The 21,246-nt window shown below is 53.5% G+C and carries 24 protein-coding genes and 1 riboswitch; of the genes, 4 read left to right on the forward strand and 20 right to left on the reverse strand.

The annotated features are described in order from the left end of the window. The 13 genes from ABF287_RS07480 to ABF287_RS07540 all read right to left on the reverse strand — a co-directional run. A partial coding sequence (locus ABF287_RS07480; RefSeq protein ID WP_347184384.1) for a pyridoxal-phosphate dependent enzyme occupies positions 1–511 on the reverse strand: 511 nt, incomplete at its 3' end. Positions 512–665: 154 nt separating this feature from the next. Further along, positions 666–1,307: a phosphoribosylanthranilate isomerase gene (locus ABF287_RS07485; RefSeq protein WP_347184385.1), complete on the reverse strand. Its 642-nt coding sequence runs from the start codon at positions 1,305–1,307 to the stop codon at positions 666–668. 21 nt (positions 1,308–1,328) lie between these two features. Next, entirely contained in the window at positions 1,329–1,676 is a 348-nt protein-coding gene (locus ABF287_RS07490) for a LapA family protein (protein ID WP_347184386.1), read from the reverse strand. Positions 1,677–1,686: 10 nt separating this feature from the next. Further along, complete coding sequence (gene ihfB / locus ABF287_RS07495; RefSeq protein WP_347184387.1) at positions 1,687–1,968, reverse strand: integration host factor subunit beta; 282 nt, start codon at positions 1,966–1,968, stop codon at positions 1,687–1,689. 400 nt (positions 1,969–2,368) lie between these two features. Next, positions 2,369–4,045: a 30S ribosomal protein S1 gene (gene rpsA, locus ABF287_RS07500; protein ID WP_347184388.1), complete on the reverse strand. Its 1,677-nt coding sequence runs from the start codon at positions 4,043–4,045 to the stop codon at positions 2,369–2,371. A gap of 288 nt (positions 4,046–4,333) precedes the next feature. Continuing rightward, complete coding sequence (locus tag ABF287_RS07505) at positions 4,334–4,570, reverse strand: hypothetical protein (RefSeq protein WP_347184389.1); 237 nt, start codon at positions 4,568–4,570, stop codon at positions 4,334–4,336. Positions 4,571–4,645: 75 nt separating this feature from the next. Next, complete coding sequence (locus ABF287_RS07510; RefSeq protein ID WP_347184390.1) at positions 4,646–5,011, reverse strand: hypothetical protein; 366 nt, start codon at positions 5,009–5,011, stop codon at positions 4,646–4,648. Between the two features lie 253 nt (positions 5,012–5,264). Continuing rightward, on the reverse strand, positions 5,265–6,257 hold the full coding sequence (locus tag ABF287_RS07515; RefSeq protein ID WP_347184391.1) for an LLM class flavin-dependent oxidoreductase: 993 nt from the start codon (positions 6,255–6,257) through the stop codon (positions 5,265–5,267). 79 nt (positions 6,258–6,336) lie between these two features. After that, positions 6,337–6,969 (reverse strand): NAD(P)H-dependent oxidoreductase, encoded by a 633-nt coding sequence (locus ABF287_RS07520; protein ID WP_347184392.1) that lies wholly within the window; start codon positions 6,967–6,969, stop codon positions 6,337–6,339. A 211-nt stretch (positions 6,970–7,180) separates the two neighbouring features. Then, positions 7,181–7,789, reverse strand: a complete 609-nt coding sequence (locus ABF287_RS07525) for a d(CMP) kinase (protein WP_347184393.1) — start codon at positions 7,787–7,789, stop codon at positions 7,181–7,183. Positions 7,790–7,855: 66 nt separating this feature from the next. Continuing rightward, entirely contained in the window at positions 7,856–9,205 is a 1,350-nt protein-coding gene (gene aroA / locus ABF287_RS07530; RefSeq protein ID WP_347184394.1) for a 3-phosphoshikimate 1-carboxyvinyltransferase, read from the reverse strand. A 101-nt stretch (positions 9,206–9,306) separates the two neighbouring features. Then, the gene (locus ABF287_RS07535; protein ID WP_347184395.1) at positions 9,307–10,044 is read right to left on the reverse strand and encodes a tRNA (guanine(46)-N(7))-methyltransferase TrmB; all 738 of its coding nucleotides are present in this window, start codon (positions 10,042–10,044) and stop codon (positions 9,307–9,309) included. Between the two features lie 69 nt (positions 10,045–10,113). Continuing rightward, positions 10,114–11,001 carry a LysR family transcriptional regulator gene (locus tag ABF287_RS07540; protein ID WP_347184396.1) on the reverse strand — a complete coding sequence of 296 codons (888 nt, stop codon included), beginning with the start codon at positions 10,999–11,001 and terminating at the stop codon, positions 10,114–10,116. 99 nt (positions 11,002–11,100) lie between these two features. Here ABF287_RS07540 and ABF287_RS07545 point away from each other — a divergent pair, with 99 nt between their 5' ends. Continuing rightward, on the forward strand, positions 11,101–11,382 hold the full coding sequence (locus tag ABF287_RS07545; protein WP_347184397.1) for a DUF1330 domain-containing protein: 282 nt from the start codon (positions 11,101–11,103) through the stop codon (positions 11,380–11,382). A gap of 49 nt (positions 11,383–11,431) precedes the next feature. Here the strand turns inward: ABF287_RS07545 and queF are convergent, their stop codons facing one another. The 7 genes from queF to miaB all read right to left on the reverse strand — a co-directional run bounded on the left by queF (position 11,432) and on the right by miaB (position 18,976). Then, positions 11,432–11,896, reverse strand: a complete 465-nt coding sequence (gene queF / locus ABF287_RS07550; protein WP_347184398.1) for a preQ(1) synthase — start codon at positions 11,894–11,896, stop codon at positions 11,432–11,434. 98 nt (positions 11,897–11,994) lie between these two features. Next, positions 11,995–13,176: a methionine adenosyltransferase gene (gene metK / locus ABF287_RS07555; protein WP_347184399.1), complete on the reverse strand. Its 1,182-nt coding sequence runs from the start codon at positions 13,174–13,176 to the stop codon at positions 11,995–11,997. Positions 13,177–13,182: 6 nt separating this feature from the next. Further along, positions 13,183–13,233, reverse strand: a riboswitch (SAM-SAH riboswitch). Between the two features lie 37 nt (positions 13,234–13,270). After that, positions 13,271–14,713, reverse strand: a complete 1,443-nt coding sequence (gene lnt / locus ABF287_RS07560; protein ID WP_347184400.1) for an apolipoprotein N-acyltransferase — start codon at positions 14,711–14,713, stop codon at positions 13,271–13,273. 50 nt (positions 14,714–14,763) lie between these two features. Continuing rightward, positions 14,764–15,768 (reverse strand): hemolysin family protein, encoded by a 1,005-nt coding sequence (locus ABF287_RS07565; protein ID WP_347184401.1) that lies wholly within the window; start codon positions 15,766–15,768, stop codon positions 14,764–14,766. 42 nt (positions 15,769–15,810) lie between these two features. Further along, positions 15,811–16,302 carry an rRNA maturation RNase YbeY gene (ybeY, locus tag ABF287_RS07570; protein ID WP_347184402.1) on the reverse strand — a complete coding sequence of 164 codons (492 nt, stop codon included), beginning with the start codon at positions 16,300–16,302 and terminating at the stop codon, positions 15,811–15,813. A gap of 76 nt (positions 16,303–16,378) precedes the next feature. Beyond that, the gene (locus tag ABF287_RS07575) at positions 16,379–17,422 is read right to left on the reverse strand and encodes a PhoH family protein (RefSeq protein ID WP_347184403.1); all 1,044 of its coding nucleotides are present in this window, start codon (positions 17,420–17,422) and stop codon (positions 16,379–16,381) included. A 192-nt stretch (positions 17,423–17,614) separates the two neighbouring features. Next, positions 17,615–18,976: a tRNA (N6-isopentenyl adenosine(37)-C2)-methylthiotransferase MiaB gene (gene miaB, locus ABF287_RS07580; RefSeq protein WP_347184404.1), complete on the reverse strand. Its 1,362-nt coding sequence runs from the start codon at positions 18,974–18,976 to the stop codon at positions 17,615–17,617. Positions 18,977–19,215: 239 nt separating this feature from the next. On the opposite strand from miaB, the gene ABF287_RS07585 reads away from it, so the two are divergent. The 3 genes from ABF287_RS07585 to ABF287_RS07595 all read left to right on the forward strand — a co-directional run bounded on the left by ABF287_RS07585 (position 19,216) and on the right by ABF287_RS07595 (position 21,241). Next, positions 19,216–20,076, forward strand: coding sequence for a glycosyltransferase family 2 protein (locus ABF287_RS07585; protein WP_347184405.1), 861 nt, complete (start codon positions 19,216–19,218; stop codon positions 20,074–20,076). Positions 20,077–20,184: 108 nt separating this feature from the next. After that, entirely contained in the window at positions 20,185–20,613 is a 429-nt protein-coding gene (locus tag ABF287_RS07590; protein WP_347184406.1) for a peptidylprolyl isomerase, read from the forward strand. A 118-nt stretch (positions 20,614–20,731) separates the two neighbouring features. Further along, the gene (locus ABF287_RS07595; protein WP_347184407.1) at positions 20,732–21,241 is read left to right on the forward strand and encodes a hypothetical protein; all 510 of its coding nucleotides are present in this window, start codon (positions 20,732–20,734) and stop codon (positions 21,239–21,241) included. The last annotated feature ends 5 nt before the right edge of the window (positions 21,242–21,246 follow it).

The following is a 21,246-nucleotide window of genomic DNA, read 5'->3' on the forward strand; positions in this document are numbered from 1 at the left end:
ACGTCACAGGCACCACTTCAGCGCCGAGAAGCTTCATGCGGAACACGTTGGGCGCTTGGCGTTCAACGTCATGCGCGCCCATGTAGATCACACACTCCAGGCCGAACTTGGCACAAACAGTCGCCGTGGCCACACCGTGTTGACCAGCGCCTGTTTCGGCGATGATACGGGTTTTGCCCATGCGCCGCGCCAAAATGATTTGGCCAAGAACGTTGTTGATCTTATGCGCGCCTGTGTGGTTCAGCTCGTCGCGTTTGAGATAAATCTTCGCGCCGCCAAGTTCATTGGTCATGTTCTCCGCGAAGTACAGCGGACTTGGACGGCCCACATAGTGCTTCCACAGATCATCCATCTCCGCCCAGAACGTTGGATCGGTTTTGGCTTTTTCAAACTCTTCCTCAAGACTGAGGATCAATGGCATCAAGGTCTCGGACACAAAGCGCCCGCCATAATTGCCAAAGCGGCCCTTTTCGTCGGGACCATTCATAAAGCTGTTGAAAAGATCATTCATCTGGAAGCTCCCAAAACATGCACGGCTCGCGGCATCATACGTAAAGTCTTATCTGTCCCAAAGGATGTAGCGCAGAGCTGCGGGAGGGTAAAGCGATGTGGCTTTTTCTTGGGACAAATACTCAAATCGCGCAGGCCGATACCTGCGCAAGCGCTTATGCAGCGCGGATCGTGTCGATAAAGGCGCGAATTTTGGCAGGGTCTTTGACGCCCGGTGCACTTTCAACGCCCGACGACAAATCAACTTGCTTGGCGCCCGTCATCTGAATGGCCTGCACAACGTTATCAGTGGTCAAACCACCTGCCAGCATCCAAGGCGCATTCCAGCCGCGTTTGGAAATCAGCCGCCAGTCAAAGCTCACCCCATTGCCCCCAGGCAGCACAGCGCCCTTGGGGGCTTTGGTGTCCACCAGCAATTGATCCGCAACCAAACCATAGGCGTCGAGCGCTTGAATGTCCGCAGGGCCAGCCACGCCGACAGCCTTGATCACAGGCAGACCAAAACGCGTCCGCACCTCAGCCACACGTTCAAGGTCTTCGGAGCCATGCAGCTGAATAAAATCAAGCGGCGCAACGTTGAGGTAGCTGTTGATGTACTCATCCGTGGGGTTCACGAACAAACCGACCTTGGCGACCCCAACAGGCACTTCAAGCGCCAATCGTCGCGTAAGTTCTGGATCTGCAAAGCGTGGTGATTTTGGGAAAAAGTTGAACCCAAGATATTGCGCGCCCGCGTCAACAGACGCAGCAACTGTGACTTCGGTGGTCAAGCCACAGATTTTGACACGTGTGTCCATTGGGGGCGTCGCCTTTGATGATTAGGTGTCGAGAAGCGCGAGGACTTCGTCGCCCTCATTTTTAGCCTTATCGACTTTAAGCTTGGACACTTCGCGTGCGAGTTGTTCCTTCTCGCGGCGGTGTTTGTTCGCAGCCGAACGATGTTTATGCTCGCGCAGATATTCCCAGATGTAGCCCAGAAGAAATCCGACAAGGATCGCCGCAAAAACGACGAGAAACAGCGGCAAGGAAATGGAATAGCCAATGCCCAAGAAATCAGCAATCTCAGCAGGCAACAGGTTCAGAGTAACAAAAGTCCGATTGCCCAAAGCAATAGCAACAAGCGCAACCGCGAGGATTGCGAGAAAAACATAACGGATGGTGCGCATCGGGCGCTCCTTACTCTTCGTTTAGACGGTCGCGCAGCAGTTTACCTGTCTTGAAAAACGGTACGTGTTTTTCCTCGACAGGAACACTTTCGCCAGTGCGTGGGTTACGTCCCATTCTGGCATCACGTTTCTTAACTGAAAACGCGCCAAATCCGCGCAGCTCGACACGATCGCCCTTGGCCATCGCTTCGATAATGTCTTCAAAGATCGTATTCACGATCCGCTCAACGTCCCGTTGGTAAAGATGTGGGTTTTCGTCTGCGATCTTCTGAATGAGTTCAGATCGGATCATGAATGGGTCCCCCTAAAAAAATTGCGCGAAGTCGTTAAATGCTCGCAAACTCACAAGACTATAGGACGCGAATTTGAATCGCGAAATAGTTTCCTTTGCCTTCCCCCCCTTTTTTTCGCATCTAATGCCCTGATCTTGGGTGAAAAATCTGAAAAAAATCCATTCGAAGGCTCAGCTGCATTTATTGCGCGCCGAATGCCGACACCTTGCCCTGCTGCGATTCGTCGGGAAATTCGGCGCTCAGGCATGAGCTGCATGCAAAAGCCAGTCCTGCACAAATTGCGTTTTACGCCGCTGAATTGGCCCCAAAAGCTATATCGATATAGGTCACGATGCGGGCACAAAAAAACGGCCCCGCAAATGCAGGGCCGTTCCATAAGATCAGAATAATCGGTTTGGATTATTCTTCGGTTTTCAAAGCCGCACCAAGAATGTCGCCCAAAGACGCACCGGATGCAGAAGAACCGTACTGTTCAACAGCTTCTTTTTCTTCAGCGATTTCACGTGCTTTGATGGACAGGCCAAGACGACGTGTCTTTTGGTCCACGTTGGTCACGCGTACGTCAAGCTTGTCGCCAACGTTGAAACGCTCAGGACGCTGGTCAGCGCGATCACGTGCAAGGTCAGAACGACGGATGAAGGATTTCGCGCCTTCGTACTCAACTTCAACGCCGCCTTCTTCGATCGCTGTCACAGTGACAGTTACGATAGAGCCGCGTTTCACGCCTTCAACTGCGCCAGAGAAGCTGTCGTCGAGAGCTTTGATGGAGAGAGAGATACGCTCTTTCTCAACGTCAACTTCGGTGACAACCGCTTGGACAACGTCCGCTTTGCGGAAGTTCTGGATGGCTTCTTCGCCGCGCTCTTCCCATGAAAGGTCAGAGAGGTGAACCATGCCGTCGATGTCGCCTGGGAGGCCAACAAACAAACCGAATTCGGTGATGTTTTTGACTTCGCCTTCAACTTGCGTGCCCTCAGGGTGTGTTTCAGCGAACACTTCCCATGGGTTACGTTGTGTCTGCTTGAGACCCAAAGATACGCGACGTTTGGAAGAATCGATTTCCAGAACCATCACTTCTACTTCTTGTGAAGTGGAAACGATTTTGCCTGGGTGTACGTTCTTTTTAGTCCAAGACATTTCAGAAACGTGTACGAGACCTTCAACACCTGGCTCAAGCTCAACGAATGCGCCGTAGTCAGTGATGTTTGTTACGCGGCCCATGTGCACTGTTTCGAGTGCGAACTTGGCTTCAACAGCATCCCAAGGATCGTCCTGCAGCTGTTTCATGCCGAGGGAGATACGGTGGGTCTCTTTGTTGATTTTGATCACCTGAACGTTGATGCTCTCACCGATTGTGAGGATCTCGGATGGGTGGTTCACACGGCGCCATGCCATGTCTGTGACGTGAAGCAAGCCGTCTACGCCGCCCAAGTCAACAAACGCACCGTATTCAGTGATGTTTTTGACAACGCCTTCAACCGCTTGACCTTCAGTCAAGTTGCCGATGACTTCAGCGCGCTGTTCGGCACGTGATTCTTCAAGGATTGCACGACGTGATACAACGATGTTGCCACGACGACGGTCCATTTTAAGAATTTGGAATGGCTGCTTAAGACCCATAAGTGGGCCAGCGTCGCGTACTGGACGTACGTCAACTTGTGAACCTGGCAAGAACGCAACTGCGCCGCCGAGGTCAACTGTGAAGCCGCCTTTAACACGACCAAAGATAGCACCATCAACGCGCTCTTCAGCAGCGTAGGCTTTCTCAAGACGATCCCAAGCTTCTTCGCGACGTGCTTTGTCACGAGAAATAACAGCTTCGCCACGTGCGTTTTCAACACGATCGAGGAACACTTCAACCTCATCGCCAACAGCGATAGAGGGAGCTTCACCCGGGTTTGCGAATTCTTTAAGGTCGATGCGGCCTTCCATTTTGTAGCCTACATCGATGATGGCTTGGCCAGCTTCAACAGCAATGACTTTACCTTTGACAACCGAGCCTTCAGCCGGTGTGTCGATTTCGAAGCTTTCAGCAAGAAGGGCTTCGAAGTCCTCCATAGATACGTTCTGAGCCATGTGGTCTCAATTTCCTTTTCAAACATTTATACGGGCCGTGCGGTTGTCTCCGCAGGTCTTTGAGGTGGTTTGGTCTTTGAAAACAAACCGTTTTTACAAATAAATTAGGGCCAAAGGGTTTCCCCCTAGCCCTGCTCATCTGCGTCAAACGACTCTTACGGTCTTCTAGACTAGGCGCGTATAGGTCAATTTCATGACAAGAGCAACCCTCGCGAGGCGCTCATGTCCTTTGTTTATTGACCCATAAGCCTAGGCAGGGCACGCCGCAGCGCATCCTGCCCAATTGCTTTAGTACCCTGGGAACATCCCAGCAAAGCCACGATCCGAGAATGTTGTGCCTGCGCCGAATTCACGTGTAATGCCAAACGAGATATAACGGTATTCGTCGTCAGCCATGGATGCGTAACGTGCGTCAAGTTCGAAGCCATTTCCAAGACCGACTGTCGCGCCGACATACGGGTTTGTGATATTACCCCACTCAGCGGTCTGTTCCGCGTAGCCTACATAGGCACCAACGTCACCCAAAGAGCCAATCGCACCGAAATCTCGGCTATATTCGATGCCATAGTATTTATATTCATCGCCGACAGTGGCACCATACTACGCTTCAACGGCATTTGCACCGTTGACGTACATGGTTTCCAAATAAGCGTATCTCCAATATTCTTCAGCTGAATAGGCGACACCTACATCCCAGCCCGACATCACTTCGTAAAAAACATGAAGTGTTCCAGTGCGGAGTGATGGTTCACCCTCATAAGAATACGCGTTCACGTCGGCTTGCGCGCCAAAAGATCCATAACCAACTTCAATCGACCCAACGATCTGACTCTGATAGTCGAAACCGTCGTCCGGCGCGTGGATATATGTTAAGCCGAGTTCGCCACCAATCGATGTCTCTGCGATAGCAGAGGTTGCAAACCCGCAAAGCCCAATAAGGGCTGTCGTTGTTAAGATATTTTTCATGTTCGTTATCCAAATTAACTTTAGTGACTTCATTATTTGAATAGCTACTATGATCTTCGGGCATTCTATAGGAATAGTTTGAAAATTCGTCAAAATTGCCGATTTAGATATCGCACGTTGCGTTACTACCACGCGCACACAAATTGCATCGGCCCGTAAAAGCAGTCGAAGTGTCGCCGCCAGACACAAAATGTCTTTTCTCGATCAGTAACACCCAAGTTTATTTTGGCGGATTCAGCGATGCCAAAAAGACCTACTCAACCAAAGCAGACAGGGCCTCGGACGCAATTGTCAAAGAGGCCAATCGCGCGGGCAGATCATAGATCATGCTGGTCACGATCACTTCGTCGGGGGCGTATTGACCCACGATGTCAGTCACGCGGCGCTGTACCGTCGATGGGCTGCCGACAGCAGCGATGGACATGGCGCCTCTGACGTGTCCTAAAATATGCGCGGGCACATGGGCCTCAACGTCAGATACGGGTTTGCGCAGCTTACCGGGCGCGCCTTGGATCACATTGGCAAACGACATGAGCTGCGTTGAATGCAAGAACCGTGCTTCCTCATCGGTATCAGCCCCCACCACACCCATCGCCATCATCGCATAGGGCGCGCCTAGCCATTGAGACGGGCGAAATTTTGTACGGTAAATATGCAAAGCTTGCTCTAAATGAGCCGGCGCGAAGTGCGACGCAAACGCATAGGGCAGTCCCAAATGTGCGGCAAGCTGCGCACCAAACAGGGAAGACCCCAAAATCCAAACGGGCACATGGCTGCCCTCGCCCGGAAAGGCGCGCACTTTTGCATCATTCGGATTGTCGCCCAGAAAATTCAGCAATTCGACCACATCTTCGGGGAATTGATCGCCGCCTTGCATATTGCGGCGCAACGCCCGCGCGGTGTCCATATCAGAGCCCGGCGCACGCCCAAGACCCAAATCAATGCGATCGGGATAGAGTGCGGCCAGCGTGCCAAATTGCTCTGCCACCATCATCGGCGCATGGTTCGGCAGCATGATTCCCCCTGCCCCAATGCGCATCGTTTTGGTAGCGGACGCTATATGCCCGATCAACACAGACGTGGCCGCACTGGCGATGCCTGCGATGTTGTGATGCTCCGCCAACCAAAAGCGATGAAACCCCAAGCTTTCTGCGTGCTGCGCCAGAGCGACAGAGGCCGCCATGGCTTGTGACATCGTTTGTTCTTCGGTCACAGGCGCAAGATCGAGAATGGAAAACCGTTTCATGGGAACCTCATGGGCAAAGCGAAATACACGAAAGCCGGACGCAGAACGCCCGGCTTTCACATTAGATCAAAGCAAATGCTTAGTCGATTTTGGTCACGAAGGACTCAACAGAACGACGCACTTTCTTTTGTGGCAAGAGCCAGTCGTTTTCCGCGTCACGTGTGCCGATGGTCAAGATCACTGCGGATTTCAAACCAAGATCAGCCAAGCCGAGGATTTCGTCAACTTTTGGTGGCATGAAGCCTTCCATTGGCGTTGTGTCGACACCAAGCTCAGCTGCAGCCGCCAGACCAAAGCCCAAACCGATGTAGGCTTGGCGCGCTGCGTATTCGAAGTTTACGGATGGGTCACGTGGCAACAACATGCCGCGCAATTGGTCGTAGTAGTCGTTCACAGGCTTGCGTTCGCCACCACGGACGTCGACGTGCACGTCCACAACTGAGCTGATGCGCTCTTCAGTAACATTGTCCCATGCCGCGAAAACGATGACGTGTGAGCCGTCAACCAATTGCTGCTGACCGAAAGCCGCCTCAGACAATTGCGCGCGCACTTCAGGGTTTGAGACAACAAAGATGTTGTATGGCTGTGTGCCGCTGGAAGACGGCGCCATGCGGATCGCTTCAACGATCTTGGCAACATTTTCTTCGGACACTGGTTTGCTAGGGTCCATTTTCTTCGTGGCGTAGCGCCAGTTCAATCTATCGAGAAACATAATTCTAATCCGTTCATTGAGGAGTATCTGTGCCCCAACACATGGTCATTTCTGAACGGATAGCAAACGAGCAACGCGCTTGAGCACAGCAGAAAAATACTCTCAACGCATTGATAAATATATGGAAAAAAACTACATACGCGTCAGCGCGCGGATGCTGAGCAGGTGCGCACACAATTATTGGCCCTTTTGAGCCAACCTCAGGAACGCCCTAGACCGTTTTTTGTTGGATCAAGCGCACAACCTGCGCAACAGCTTCAGCGATACTCATGTCAGAGGTGTCAATCACAACCGCATCATCCGCAGGTTTAAGGGGCGCAGTCGCCCGCGCAGAATCGCGTTCATCACGCTCACGCAGGTCGCTGAGCACCTTCTCAAAGGTCGTGTCTTCGCCCGCTGCAGTCAGTTCAGCGAACCGTCGTTGCGCACGCACCTCATCAGAGGCGGTGATGTAGAGTTTCACTTTGGCGTCGGGACAAATCACCGTGCCAATATCACGCCCATCCAAAACAGCGCCGCCAGTGCGACGCGCAAAGGCTCGCTGGAAGTCGATCAAAGCTTCGCGCACTTCGGGAATGGCGGCAACACGGCTCGCCGCCTGCCCCGCATCGCCAGAGCGCAAATCGTCACGGTCCAAATCTTCGGCTGCCAAAGTTGTCGCCGCTTCGATTGGCGACAGGCCTTCGAAGGTTTTCGCGCCGGTGGCACGGTACAAAAGACCTGTATCGAGATAGGCAAAGCCAAAGCTTTCAGCCACAGCACGAGACACCGTCCCTTTTCCAGCGGCAGCAGGCCCATCGATAGCCACGCAAAAACTCATGATCATTCCTTTATTTGAATGTATAGGATGGCAAGCGCAGGTGAAATGCGCAAGCCAAACTTTGCTCTAAGCGCTCACCCGTTCAACGGTTGCCCCAAGATCACCCATCAGTTTTTCAAAGATCGGGAAAGACGTCGCAATCGGCGACCCATCATCGACAGACACAGGTTCATTGGACGCCATGCCCATCACAAGGAATGACATCGCAATGCGGTGATCGATAAAGGTGGCACAGGTCGCACCGCCTTTGACGCCGTTTGGCCCGCGTCCATGCACGATCAACGTGTCTTGATCTTCTTCGATCTCGATGCCGCATTTTTCCAAACCGCGCGCCATGGCGTCAATCCGGTCGCTTTCTTTTACACGCAGCTCTTTGACGCCCTTCATCACAGTCGTGCCTTCCGCGAAAGACGCAACCACAGACAAAATCGGATATTCGTCGATCATCGAAGCGGCGCGCGCTGGTGGCACATCGATGCCTTTGAGTTTGGAGTATTTCACCCGCAAATCTGCAACAGGTTCGCCGCCCTCTTCGCGTGGGTTTTCGAATGTGATATCCGCGCCCATTTCCACAAGCGTCGTGTACAGCCCGTTACGCGTGGTGTTTTGGCTCACACCTGGCACCAAAATGTCAGAGCCCTCTACGATCAAAGCGGCACAAACTGGGAAGGCTGCGGAAGATGGATCGCGTGGCACAGCAACAATCTGTGGCTTCAATTCAGGGCGACCTGTCAGGGTGATCTTATGACCCTCAGCCACCTCTTCCACCTCCACTTCAGCACCAAATCCGCGCAGCATGCGTTCGGTGTGGTCGCGTGTGGCTTCTTTTTCGATCACAACAGTTTTGCCCGGCGCATTCAGCCCCGCCAAAAGCACCGCCGATTTCACCTGCGCGGATGGCACGGGTGTCACATATTCCACAGGTGTCGCATCCGACGTGCCCACAAGCGTCAATGGCAAACGCCCACCAGAACGGCCGACAGATGTGGTGCCAAACAAAGCCAAAGGATCGGTCACGCGGCCCATAGGGCGTTTGTTCAAAGAGGCATCGCCCGTGAAGGTCACCGCAAAATCGGACGTGGCCACACAGCCCATGATCAAGCGCACACCCGTGCCGGAGTTGCCGCAATCGATCACATTGTCAGGTTCCGAAAACCCGCCAACACCAACACCATGCACTGACCATTCGCCAGCACCGTGTTGCGTAACCTCAGCGCCCAGCGCGCGCATGGCTTTGGCTGTGTCCAAAACGTCTTGGCCTTCCAAAAGACCGGTGATTTTGGTTTCACCCACAGCCATCGCGCCGAAAATCAAAGCACGGTGCGAAATCGACTTATCCCCCGGAATAGACGCAGTGCCGCTCAGCGGGCCAGATTTACGGGTCATCATCGGGATTGGGGTGCCGTGGCCGGACATTGGTCTCTCCTTATTCGGCGCGGGGCACCGATACATCATTTCTCAAATTGATAGCGCAAACAAAATCTAGGGTCCACGGAACAATCCCGTAGATCAGATCCTTACGGGCGACGGAATGTCATATAATGTGGCGTGCGGCCTTCGCGCAGCGCCTTTTGTTCATAGCGGGTCGAAATCCAGTCCGACCACGGCGCGCTCAAGTCATTTGGATCGCCTTCAAAGACGAATCCCGCCTTGGGCACTTCTTCCATGGTTTGGCGCACATAATCAGGGATGTCCGTGGCAACGCGGAACTCTGTGCCTGGCTTCATCGCTTTGAACAATGGCTCTAGGTGTTCTTGCGTGACAAAGCGGCGACGATGATGGCGCGATTTGGGCCATGGATCAGGGTAGTTCAAGAACGCTTTGTCCAAGCTTTCATCAGGCACCACGTCAAACAGGTCACGCACATCACCGGGATGCACCCAAACGTTCTGCGTGCCAAGCTTGCGGATTTTGCCCAAAAGCATCGCCACACCGTTCATGAACGGCTCACACCCGATGATTTCCACTTCAGGATAGGTCTCACCCATGTGAACCAGATGCTCACCACCGCCAAAGCCGACCTCAAGCCAAACAGGTTTGCCTTTGAACTTGGTCGCCATATCAATCGGCGTGCGGTCAGGGTTTACATCCCAACCGACAGCGCCCGGAGACAAGGCTTCAAGATCCTCAACGAGGTAGTCTTTTTGCGCTTGGTTCAGCGTTTTGCCATGGATGCGGCCATAGAAATTGCGCCAAGGCGCACCGGATTGGTGCGCGCCGGGGGGCGTCTTTTTGGGTGTGTTCTTATCGGTCATGGGCAGCGATTTATCAGGGGACAGGCGGCTCAGCAAGCCATGGCTTTGTCCGCGCACAAACACAGGTGTCTATTTATGTGTAAACAGGGCCCTGTCTTTCTTGATGACCCGTTTTACGGCCTCACGAAAAGCTGTGGGCTTGGCGCCATGCCAAACCGCTTTATGTGAGACAATCCAAATATCCGCATAGGGTTTGGGCTGTAAAAGTGGCACCTGTACGAGCCCCGCCATACGCCGCCCCAACACCATAGGCATGCGCACAACCCCCAAGCCAGAGGCAGCGGCCCCAGCCATCGCAATCATATCATCGAACCGATACCGAATCCGCGATGAGGGGTAGCGCTCAGTCACGTCCTTGGGCAAGGACTGGTAAGCCGCATAGATGATCCAATCGATCGGCTTGTCTGGTTCATGTGCAATCTGTTCGGCCCATTTGGGACTGGCAAACGAGGCTGTGTCTTGCCCAGACAGGCGCAACCCTGTGAGGCTGTCCTCCAAATTACGCCCACTGCGCAACGCCAGATCAGCTTCTCCGCGCGACAGATCCAGAATGTCGTTGGTGGCGCGGATCTGCAGATCGACGTCTGGATAATCGTTGGTGAAATTCGCGATGGCTTCGGGCAGCACATAGGCCACCCAAAGTTGCGGCGCGGTCACGACCAAGGGGCCTGTCAGCCGGCTATCTTGCCCTTTAAAGTCTAGCAGCATTGCGTCCTCGCTTTGCTGCATCTGTGCCGCATGCGCCGAAACCAGCCGCCCAGCCTCTGTCGGGCGATACCCATCTTTGAAGCGATCGAAAAGAATTTGCCCAAGCGCCAGCTCAAGCCGCGTCACACGCCGCGCCACAGTGGTGTAATTCACCCCAAGAGCTGCGGCCGCCGCCGCCAATGATCCGTGTTGGACCAATGCCAATACCGTTTCTAAATCGTCCCAATGGGGTTTTGTTATCTCTGCCATAACAAGCTTTTTTGCATATATTGAATGCAAATACACGCGTTTTCACATGGTTCTTCGTGACGTAAACCAAGTCAACATTTTAGCAAAAAAGGACAGACCATGATTTACGCCGTTGTACAGTTGACCGTAACAGACCCAGAAGCGTTCAAAGCCTATGCACAAAAAGCGGGGGCCGCGTTGGCAAAATACAATGCAAAACCTGAAGCGATGAGCGCAGAACCAACACGCATCGAAGGGGACAGCCCCTTGCCCGGTCGTGTGGTGTTGCTGTCATTTCCGGACAAAGACGCAGCCCTTGGGTGGATCAACGACCCTGAGCTGCAAGAGACCCACGCCTTGCGCCGCGACAGTGGCACCTGTGACATCACTTTGATTGGATAACGAAATGGGCGGGAAAGCCCCGCCCATTTTTAGTCATCCCGTTTAAGGGCTATCCGCGTCCGCGGTACGGTGGCACACCTTGTTCGGGGATCCACAGGTCTTTGGGCTCAGGCCCAGAGGCCCAAAACACATCAATCGGAATGCCGCCACGCGGATACCAATAGGCGCCGATCCGCAACCATTCTGGGTCCAAAAGTTCAGTGATGCGTTTGCCGATATAGACAGAACAATCCTCATGAAACGCGCCGTGGTTGCGAAATGAGCCAAGGAACAGTTTGAGTGATTTGCTTTCCACCAGCCATTTGCGCGGCACGTAGTCGATCATCAAGTGACCAAAATCAGGCTGGCCTGTCATCGGACATAGCGAGGTAAACTCAGGCGCGGTGAAACGCACCACGTAGCGGTCGCCGTCATGCGTGTGTGGCACGCGCTCAAGCTGCGCCTCTTCTGGCGAATTGGGCAATTCGGTTGCGCCGCCGAGTTGCGTGAGTTTGCTTGTGTCTGTTTGAACCATGGATCACCTCTTTCAATGTCGCGGGTTTAGCCTGCGCCTGCGCAAAGCAAAAGGGCGAGGTTGCCCCCGCCCTTTGAAATTCGTGAGTGATGCTCAGATCAGATCGCTTTGACCAAAGCCTCAGCCAAATCTGTGCGCTCCCAAGAGAAGCCGCCATCCGCTTCTGGTGCGCGGCCAAAGTGACCGTAGGCTGCTGTGCGCGCATAGATGGGCTTGTTCAGATCAAGATGCGTGCGGATGCCACGTGGTGTCAGGTCCATGACCTTTGGGATCGCCGCTTCAATCAATGCAGGATCGGTTTCGCCTGTGCCATGCAAATCAGCATAGATCGACAAAGGCGCAGAAACGCCAATCGCGTAAGACAATTGAATGGTGCAGCGTTTTGCCAAACCAGCTGCGACAACGTTTTTCGCCAAGTAACGCGCGGCATATGCCGCTGAGCGGTCCACTTTGGTCGGATCTTTACCAGAAAACGCGCCACCACCATGAGGGGCTGCACCGCCGTATGTATCAACGATGATCTTGCGACCTGTGAGGCCCGCATCACCATCAGGTCCACCGATGACGAATTTACCTGTTGGGTTCACGTGCCAGATGGTTTCCGGCGTGATCCAGCCCTCGGGCAGGACTTCCAAGATGTATGGCGTGATCAAATCGCGCACATCGGCAGAGGTCATGCTTTCATCAAGGTGCTGCGTGGACAGAACCAAAGACGAGATGCCGACAGGTTTGCCGTCACGGTACTGAACAGACAATTGCGATTTCGCATCTGGGCCAAGGCGTGGCTCTGTGCCGTCTTTGCGCACTTCGGCGAGACGGCGCAAAATGGCGTGGGCATATTGGATTGGTGCAGGCATCAACGCTTCGGTTTCATCCGTGGCATAGCCAAACATGATGCCTTGGTCGCCAGCACCTTCGTCTTTGTCGCCCGCCGCATCAACGCCTTGGGCGATATGCGCGGATTGTTCGTGCAGGTAGTTTGAGACCTTAAGCGTTTCCCAATGGAACTTGTCTTGCTCATAGCCGATGTCGCGCACGCAATCGCGCACGATGCCATCGATCTTGCCCATGTATTCGGTGAGTTTTGATTGGTCGCTTAAACCAACTTCGCCGCCAATCACAACACGGTCGGTTGTGGCAAATGTTTCAGCGGCAACGCGGGCTTCGGGTTCTTCACTCAAAAAAGCGTCAAGGACGGCATCGGAAATACGATCACAGACTTTGTCTGGGTGGCCTTCGGATACGGATTCAGAAGTGAAAATGTAATTCTTACGTGACATGGGTCGTGCTCCAGTTTTTGTGTCGCCCATCACGTCAGGAAGCCGTTGTGGTGGGCCGATAGGTCAAATGCGATATAGCGGGGGTCTGGTGGGGTCAAACTGTTTTTCGGTTTCTGTGAAAAAGGGGCAACAGCCATGCACCTAGCGCAATAATGGTTAACAGAATCATAACAGCCCGTTCACCAAGCCGCGCGTAGAGCGTCGCAGGCAATGCACCAGGTAAATTTGCAGTCACCGCACCCGCTTCGCCCAAAGGGATGGAGGCGATAATTTCACCGCGTGCGTCGGTGATGGCAGAAATACCGGTATTGGCGGCGCGCACCATTGGCAAGCCAAGCTCAATCGCGCGGAACCGCGCCTGCGCAAGGCTTTGTTGCGGTCCCGTCAGAGTGCCGAACCAAGCGTCATTGGTCATTTGCAACAGCCAATCAGGGCGCTCGGCACTGCGGGTATCACGCGGGAAAATTGCCTCGTAGCAGATCAGCGGCAAGGCTTTGCCCAATGCGCCGAAATCGAAAAGCGCTTCTGATGTGCCCGCTGTAAACCCATACCCCGCTTGCGCCGTAAACACGCGCAACCCGAGGGCACTCAAGAGTTTCGGGAACGGGATGTATTCACCAAAGGGCACCAAATGGCGTTTGTCATAGACAGCGTTCACATCGCCCCCTGCGCCAATAATGACGGCCGAATTGTAAGCCCGTTCTTGATCAACGCGGGGCAATCCAACAACGGCCGTCGCGGCGCCAACACGGGCGGAAATTTGATCAAGGTACGGCGTGGCGGCATAAAGCGGTGCAGCAACAGATGTTTCCGGCCAGATGACCAGATCTGCACCTGTCGGGTCCGACAAGTCCAACGCGCGTTCAAAAAACAGCGGAATGTAAGCCGGATCCCATTTGAGGTGCTGTGGCGCATTGGGCTGCACGATGCGCAGGCTGTGTTCTGTCGCTTCGGGCAAAGGCTGTGCCAAACGCACGGCACCAAGCCCGAACAGGGCCACGCTGGCCACAACAGGCAGAACAATAAACCCAACACTGCGTCGCTCATAAGCCTGTGCACACAGCGCTGCCAAAGCAAAGGTCAAAGCCGTCAGGCCATAGGGGCCAACATAAGCTGCGAGTTGCGCCACGGGCGTGTCGAGCCAGATATAGGCAGGCAAGGCCCAAGGAAATCCGGTAAACACATAGCCGCGCGCCAGTTCCGCCAAAGCCCAAAGCACCACGAGGCCCATCAGCCCCGTGCTGAATCGCTTGGAAAGGTGAAAACTCAGGCTCCAAAACAAGGCCAACCCGCCCGTCATGCCAATCAAGGCAAACGGGATCATCCATGCGGTGCGGCTTGGCTCAACCAAGAACGGCTCTACCAGCCAAGACATGGCGCACAAAAACGTACCAAAGCCCGTCCACCACCCAACGGCAGCGGCTTGTCGCGATGTTCCTGCACGATCCCAAAGCACAAAGACAATGGCCATCCCGCACAGCGCAAGTGGCCAAAGTTGCAGCGGCGCTTGGCCCGCGCCAATGAAAAGTCCTGCCACAAACGCGAGCGCATAACGCCCGCGTATAAATGGCAAAACGCGGCGCATAATTATGCCCGCGCCACGTCTGCGGTCACCGAAGTCATCGGCAAGGTTGTGGGTTTGGGGGTTTTAGCGGCATTGGGCAGACGCACACGAATACGTTTGATACGACGCGGATCGGCATCGATGATCTCAAATTCCGCGCCGGAACTGTGAGGGATCACTTCGCCGCGCACAGGCACACGGCCCGCGAGCAAAAACACCAAACCACCCAAAGTATCGAGTTCTTCCTCGGCATCTTCGGGCGTCAAACGCATGCCAATTTCGTCTTCGAATTCGGTCATCGGCGTTTTGGACAAGGCGACATAAATGCCGTCGCTTTGCTGGCTCCAAAACACATCTTCTTCGACGTCATGTTCGTCTTCGATCTCGCCGATCACTTGTTCAACCAAGTCTTCAAGCGTGACCAAACCGTCCACGCCACCATATTCATCGATCACCAAAGCCATGTGCATACGGTCGCTTTGCATCTTGGTCAGCAACACACCGATGGGCATTGAGGGCGGCGCATAAATCAACGGGCGCAACATCTTTGACAAATTGAAGCGTTCGCCTTTGCCATTGAACCCGTGATTGAGTGCGAAATCTTTGAGGTGCACAAGCCCGATAGGCGTGTCCAGCGTGCCCTGATAGACGGGCAACCGCGTGTTGCCGCTTTCACGAAACACGTTTACCAAATCATCCTTTTTGATGTCAGATGGTACCGCGGTGATATCGGCTTTCGGAACAGCAACATCATCAACCCGCTTAGAACGCAGGTTCATCATACCCAGACGTTCCACAGAAGATTTGACCCGCACCTGCTGGTCATCGTTGGTGGGGGCGTCTTGTGGTGACGGAGATGAAAATACTGACAATACGCGTGCGAACCAGCTTGGCTTTGAAACCATTGAAGCTGTGCCATTCACTGTTGGCGTGTTCTGCGTCGGGGAGACGCTCATTTCTGAGTGTCTCTTGGGGTCTGGGAGCGCGCTTTGCGCTGCCGTAGAAGACCCAGGCTCGGTGTCGCCCATGCGTCCTTTCCAAAATTTATAGCCATAACGCGGCTTAGACCCCTAATATGGGTCAGGGATACCCATAGTTTCAAGTAGTTCTGTTTCAAGTTGTTCCATCAGTGCGGCATCTGCATCATAAATGTGATCATATCCGAGCAAATGTAACAATCCGTGCACCATTAAATGGGTCACATGATGCTCAATTGGCTTTTTTGCCGCCAAAGCCTCGGCCGCGCAGGTGTCAAAGGAAATGGCAATATCACCCAACTCAATGGTGCCAAAGACATCCGGTTCGGGCAGATCAGGCACACAGCCTTCATCAGCGCCGCGTTCTTCGGCAGGCCAAGACAATACGTTGGTGGCTTTGTCCTTTTCGCGAAAATCTGCGTTCAGCTCTTTGATGCGCGCATCATCGCAGCCCAAAACCGACACTTCGCATTCATCAGCATCAATCCCAAGGCGCGCACAAATCGCACCCAAAGCCTGCGCAGAGATCTCGGGCAACCCAAGGGCAGCCCAGCGCGGATCCGCGATATCAATATCGATCTGCATGTGCGAACAATCCTACACTCAAACCCAAACTTGGCCCTAAGTCCAAGCAAGGCCCCAAGCGAGGCACCTGCCCCGCCTATTTGGCTTCGTCAGCCTCATAAGCTTCAATGATTGCAGCCACAAGAGGGTGACGCACCACATCTTTTGAGGTGAAGTAATTGAATTCAACCTTTTTGACATTGGCCAAAATGCGCTCAGCGTCGCGCAAACCAGATGCCATGCCGCGCGGCAAATCGATTTGGGTGCGATCGCCCGTGATCACCATACGTGAGCCTTCGCCCAAACGGGTGAGAAACATCTTCATCTGCATGGTTGTGGCGTTCTGCGCCTCATCCAACACCACAAAGGCACGCGTCAAAGTCCGTCCGCGCATAAAGGCAAGTGGCGCGATCTCAATCGTCTTTTCAGCTTTGAGTTTTTCCACAAGCTTCGCAGGCAAAAAGTCGTTCAAAGCATCATAAAGCGGCTGCATGTAGGGGTCGACTTTCTCCCCCATATCGCCGGGCAAAAAGCCCAAACGCTCGCCCGCTTCCACAGCTGGACGTGACAGAATGATTTTGTCGACATGGCCATTGATGAACATGTTCACCCCGACAGCCACAGCAAGATAGGTTTTCCCTGTACCCGCAGGTCCAATGCCAAACGCCAGCTCGTTTTTAAACAGGCTTTCGACATAGGCCTTTTGCGCTTCGGTGCGCGGCTCAATAGTCTTTTTGCGGGTTTTGATCTCGGAGCCAGTGCCCTTGAACATTTCCATCTGGTCAGCAGGAAAAGCCCCGCTTCCACGTTGGATGTCTGATGTATCAGCGTCGGCTTGGTTGCTTTTGCCCATGCGAATGGTGCCTGCAATTTCGCCTTCGTCGATATCGCGCCCTGCATCCAGCTTGAGATACAATTCCGTCAAGGTCGAACAGGCCAGTTCGCGCGCATCCGCCTCTCCCATGACTGCCAAGATATTCCCACGTCGCACGATTTGCACAGAAAGGTTCGTTTCGATCTGTGCCAAGTTGCGATCATATTCTCCACACAAATCGATCAATGATCTGTTGTCATCGAACTCAAGCAGGGTTTCAAAACCGTTGTCTTGCGTAAGCGGGGGTGTCAGCACGCTGGTGGCCAAAAATGTATCTCCGACTCTTATGGTCTATATGTCGATGGTGCCAAGGGATTGTGGTTTGCGCAAGCCATGATACAAAATATTCACACGGCAGCGCAAAAATGACGCTTTCTTAACCACAAGCCGCAAAAACTGCGCCTTGTCTGTTCGTGCGCAAAAAACCGCCCGAAAAATCCACGCAGTCGCAAAAAATGATTAGTCGACCACAACGCCTTCAAGCGAATTGGTTTTGCTTTGGATGATTCTCACGGTGCGAATATCGCCGATATCGACACCTTCAACAGTCGCGTGCACGGCGTGCAGATACTCGGATTTGCCGATCATCTGACCGTCGAGGCGGCCTTTCTTTTCGAACAAAACCGACACATCACGACCAACCATACTGTCTTGGAACGCATATTGCTGCTCCGAAATCAGCGCCTGCAAGCGGTGCAAACGCTCCATAGCGACCTCATGATCGACCATCTTATCGTCTTTTTCTGCGGCCGGCGTACCAGGGCGTGGCGAGTACTTAAACGAGTACGCTGAGGCGTATTTCACTTCGCGCACCAATGCCATTGTGTCTTCGAAATCTTGTTCGGTTTCACCTGGGAAGCCGACAATAAAATCACCTGACAGCGCCATGTCTGGGCGCGCTTCACGGAAGCGTTCCATCAAGCGGATGTATTCTTCGGCGGTGTGCTTGCGGTTCATCGCCTTGAGGATTTTGTTTGACCCAGATTGCACAGGCAGGTGCAAATACGGCATCAACTTGTCGCAATCGCCGTGCGCCGCGATCAGGTCGTCTTCCATGTCATTGGGGTGCGATGTGGTGAAACGAATGCGCTCCAACCCGTCGACCTCAGCCAATTTACGGATCAATTTTGCCAAGCCATAGGTGTCTTTTGACCCGCCTGCAACTTGACCGTGGTAAGCGTTAACGTTTTGACCCAAAAGCGTAATTTCACGCACGCCGCGCTCCACCAAGTCTTGCGCTTCGCGGAGCACACGGTCGACAGGGCGCGACACTTCTGCGCCGCGTGTATAAGGCACAACACAAAAGGCACAAAATTTGTCACAGCCTTCTTGCACGGTCAAAAACGCAGCAGGCGCTCGGCGTGCTTTCGGACGATTTGGCATGGCCGTGAATTTGTCGACTTCAGGGAAATCTGTATCAACAGCCGTGACGCCGTTACCGACTTTGGCCTCAAGTTCGGGCAAACGGTGATAGGCTTGCGAGCCAACAACAAGATCAACCATCGGCTGGCGGCGGATGATTTCTTCACCCTCGGCCTGCGCAACACAGCCTGCAACGCCGACTTTCAAATCAGGGTTTGCCAGCTTGATGTCTTTGTAGCGCCCCAAATCTGAATAGACTTTCTCAGCCGCTTTTTCGCGAATGTGGCAGGTGTTGAGCAAAATCATGTCTGCTTCTTCGGGACTGCTCACTTCCGTATAGCCAGAGCCGCCCAGCGCCTCGACCATCCGCTCGGAGTCGTAAACATTCATCTGACAGCCGTAAGTTTTCACAAACAACTTCTTCAGGTCAGCTTTAGTGTCAGCCGGTAAGTCAGACATGCCATCAATCCGTGCGTTTAGGAGGGTCTATTTGAAGCGCCTAGCTACACAAAACTTGAACGGCATGCAATCCACTGCCCTCGCCCCCAGACGCCCCGTCAAACGGCCAACTGCGCAGCCCTTAAGGAAATAGCTTCGCTTTCGTATTGCGTTTGCGACCACAACACTTGCAATCCTATGGTGTTCATGGCTTTTTTACGACACAAGACACCGCTGATTTTCGGCGTCTAGGAGATGACATGCGCTTTGACTATTTTGAAACTTTTTTAAAAAACGGCAAAGACGCGTTGGCCAAGGGCCCAGTGGCATTCATTTTTGCAGAAGACAACGTCGAGATTGACTCGACTGTGCGGCACCATTTGAAGCTTGGGTTTAAGTCGGTCGTCTTATTTGGACCCAAAACAATTGAACTGTCAGACGATCTGGAACAGCAAATCAGCGTTGTGACGTATGACACACGCGCACCTCAAATGCTGACCCAAGCCATCAATCGCTTGATTGAAGCCGCTCCGAACACATGGATGTATTACTGCTACAACGCTGAGTATCTGATGTTCCCGTTTTGCGAGACCCGCAGCATCGGCGATATGTTGACCTTTCACACCGAAGAACGGCGCTCAGCAATGCTGACTTATGTGGTCGATCTCTATGCAGGCGATGCCGATGCGACGCCGAACTGCGTCTCGCTTGAAGACGCCTATATGGACAAAACTGGATATTACGCGCTGGCGCGCTGGGACGGCAAAGAACATAAAGACCGCCAGCTTGATTTCTTTGGCGGTCTGCGGTGGCGATTCGAAGAACGCATGCCATGGGCGCGACGCCGCATTGATCGCATCGCCATTTTCAAATCGCAAAAAGGTTTGGAATTGCGCGAAAGTCATACGTTCAACATCGAAGAATATAATACCTACGCCTGCCAATGGCACCACAATTTGACCGCTGCGATCGGTAGTTTTCGCACAGCCAAAGCGCTCAAATCAAACGCCGGATCGACCTTTGAAATCGACACATTTCGTTGGCACAACTCGGTCAAGTTCGAATGGCAGTCTCAGCAATTGTTGGATCTCGGCCTGATGGAACCAGGCCAGTGGTTCTAATCTAGCCAAGCTTCGCTTTACATCTCGCGCCAGTTCCCTATTTTGCCCGCCAGTTTTAAATGTTGCGGGCCTTGACGCGTTCCAACACAGCCCAAAGAAAGAGACATCATGTCAGACGTAAAATCCGGCGATAAAGTTCGCATCCACTACAAAGGCACATTGGCAGACGGCACTGTCTTTGACAGCTCCGAGGGCCGTGACCCGTTGGAATTCACTGTTGGCGCAGGCCAAGTGATTGTCGGCATGGACAAAGAAATGATCGGCATGACTGTTGGTGAAAAGAAAACCATCGTCGCGGTTGCCGAAGAAGCTTACGGCCCACGTCAAGACGACGCGCAGCAAGACGTGCCACGCGAAATGATCCCTGCTGAGATCCCACTCGAAGTTGGTATGCAGTTGCAAATGCAATCCCCTCAAGGCCAAGTGATCCCTGTGTCCGTTGTCGCCATCGGCGAAGAAACTGTGACTTTGGACGCGAACCACATGTTGGCTGGCAAAGACCTGACATTCGACATCGAACTGGTTGAAATCGCCTAAGGCAAGATCAACGCAGCAGTGGCTTTACGCCAATGCGCACACGATATTTCAAAGGCGGTGCTGTTTAAGCGCCGCCTTTTTCCTTGCGCTCAACTTGGGCGCCTGACAAGTATTTGCCATGACCTTACAAGACGATTTCCAATCAGATTGCGCCAACTGCGCGGCCCTGTGCTGCCTGTCATTGCACTTTGATGCGGGCGAAAGCTTTGCGCATTCCAAGCCCGCAGGCGCACCCTGCGCCAAGCTTTCGGGCTTTGGGTGCTCGATCCATAAAGATCTGACACAAAAGGGATATTCCGGCTGCGTCGCCTATGAATGCTTAGGTGCTGGGCAAAAGGTGACGGCGCTGTTTGACACAACGTGGCGCGACGACCCGAAAATGACCGCCCCAATGATGGATGCGTTTCGCCAAATGCGCAGCGTGCAATCTGTTTTGCAGTTGCTTCACACCGCCGCCGCACTCCCCCTGCCGACACTGCAAGAACAAGAACGCAGGCAATGGCTGAACCACATCACGACAGACCAATGGACACCACGGGCGTTGGAAAGTTTCGAAGACGATGGCATTGAGGCCAAGATCAAAGCTTGGCTGCGTGGTTTGGCGGCGTTTATGCCAAAAACAGACTAAAGGCC

Origin of the sequence: Pacificibacter sp., from assembly GCF_039769035.1 — a bacterium.
GTDB lineage: Bacteria > Pseudomonadota > Alphaproteobacteria > Rhodobacterales > Rhodobacteraceae > Celeribacter.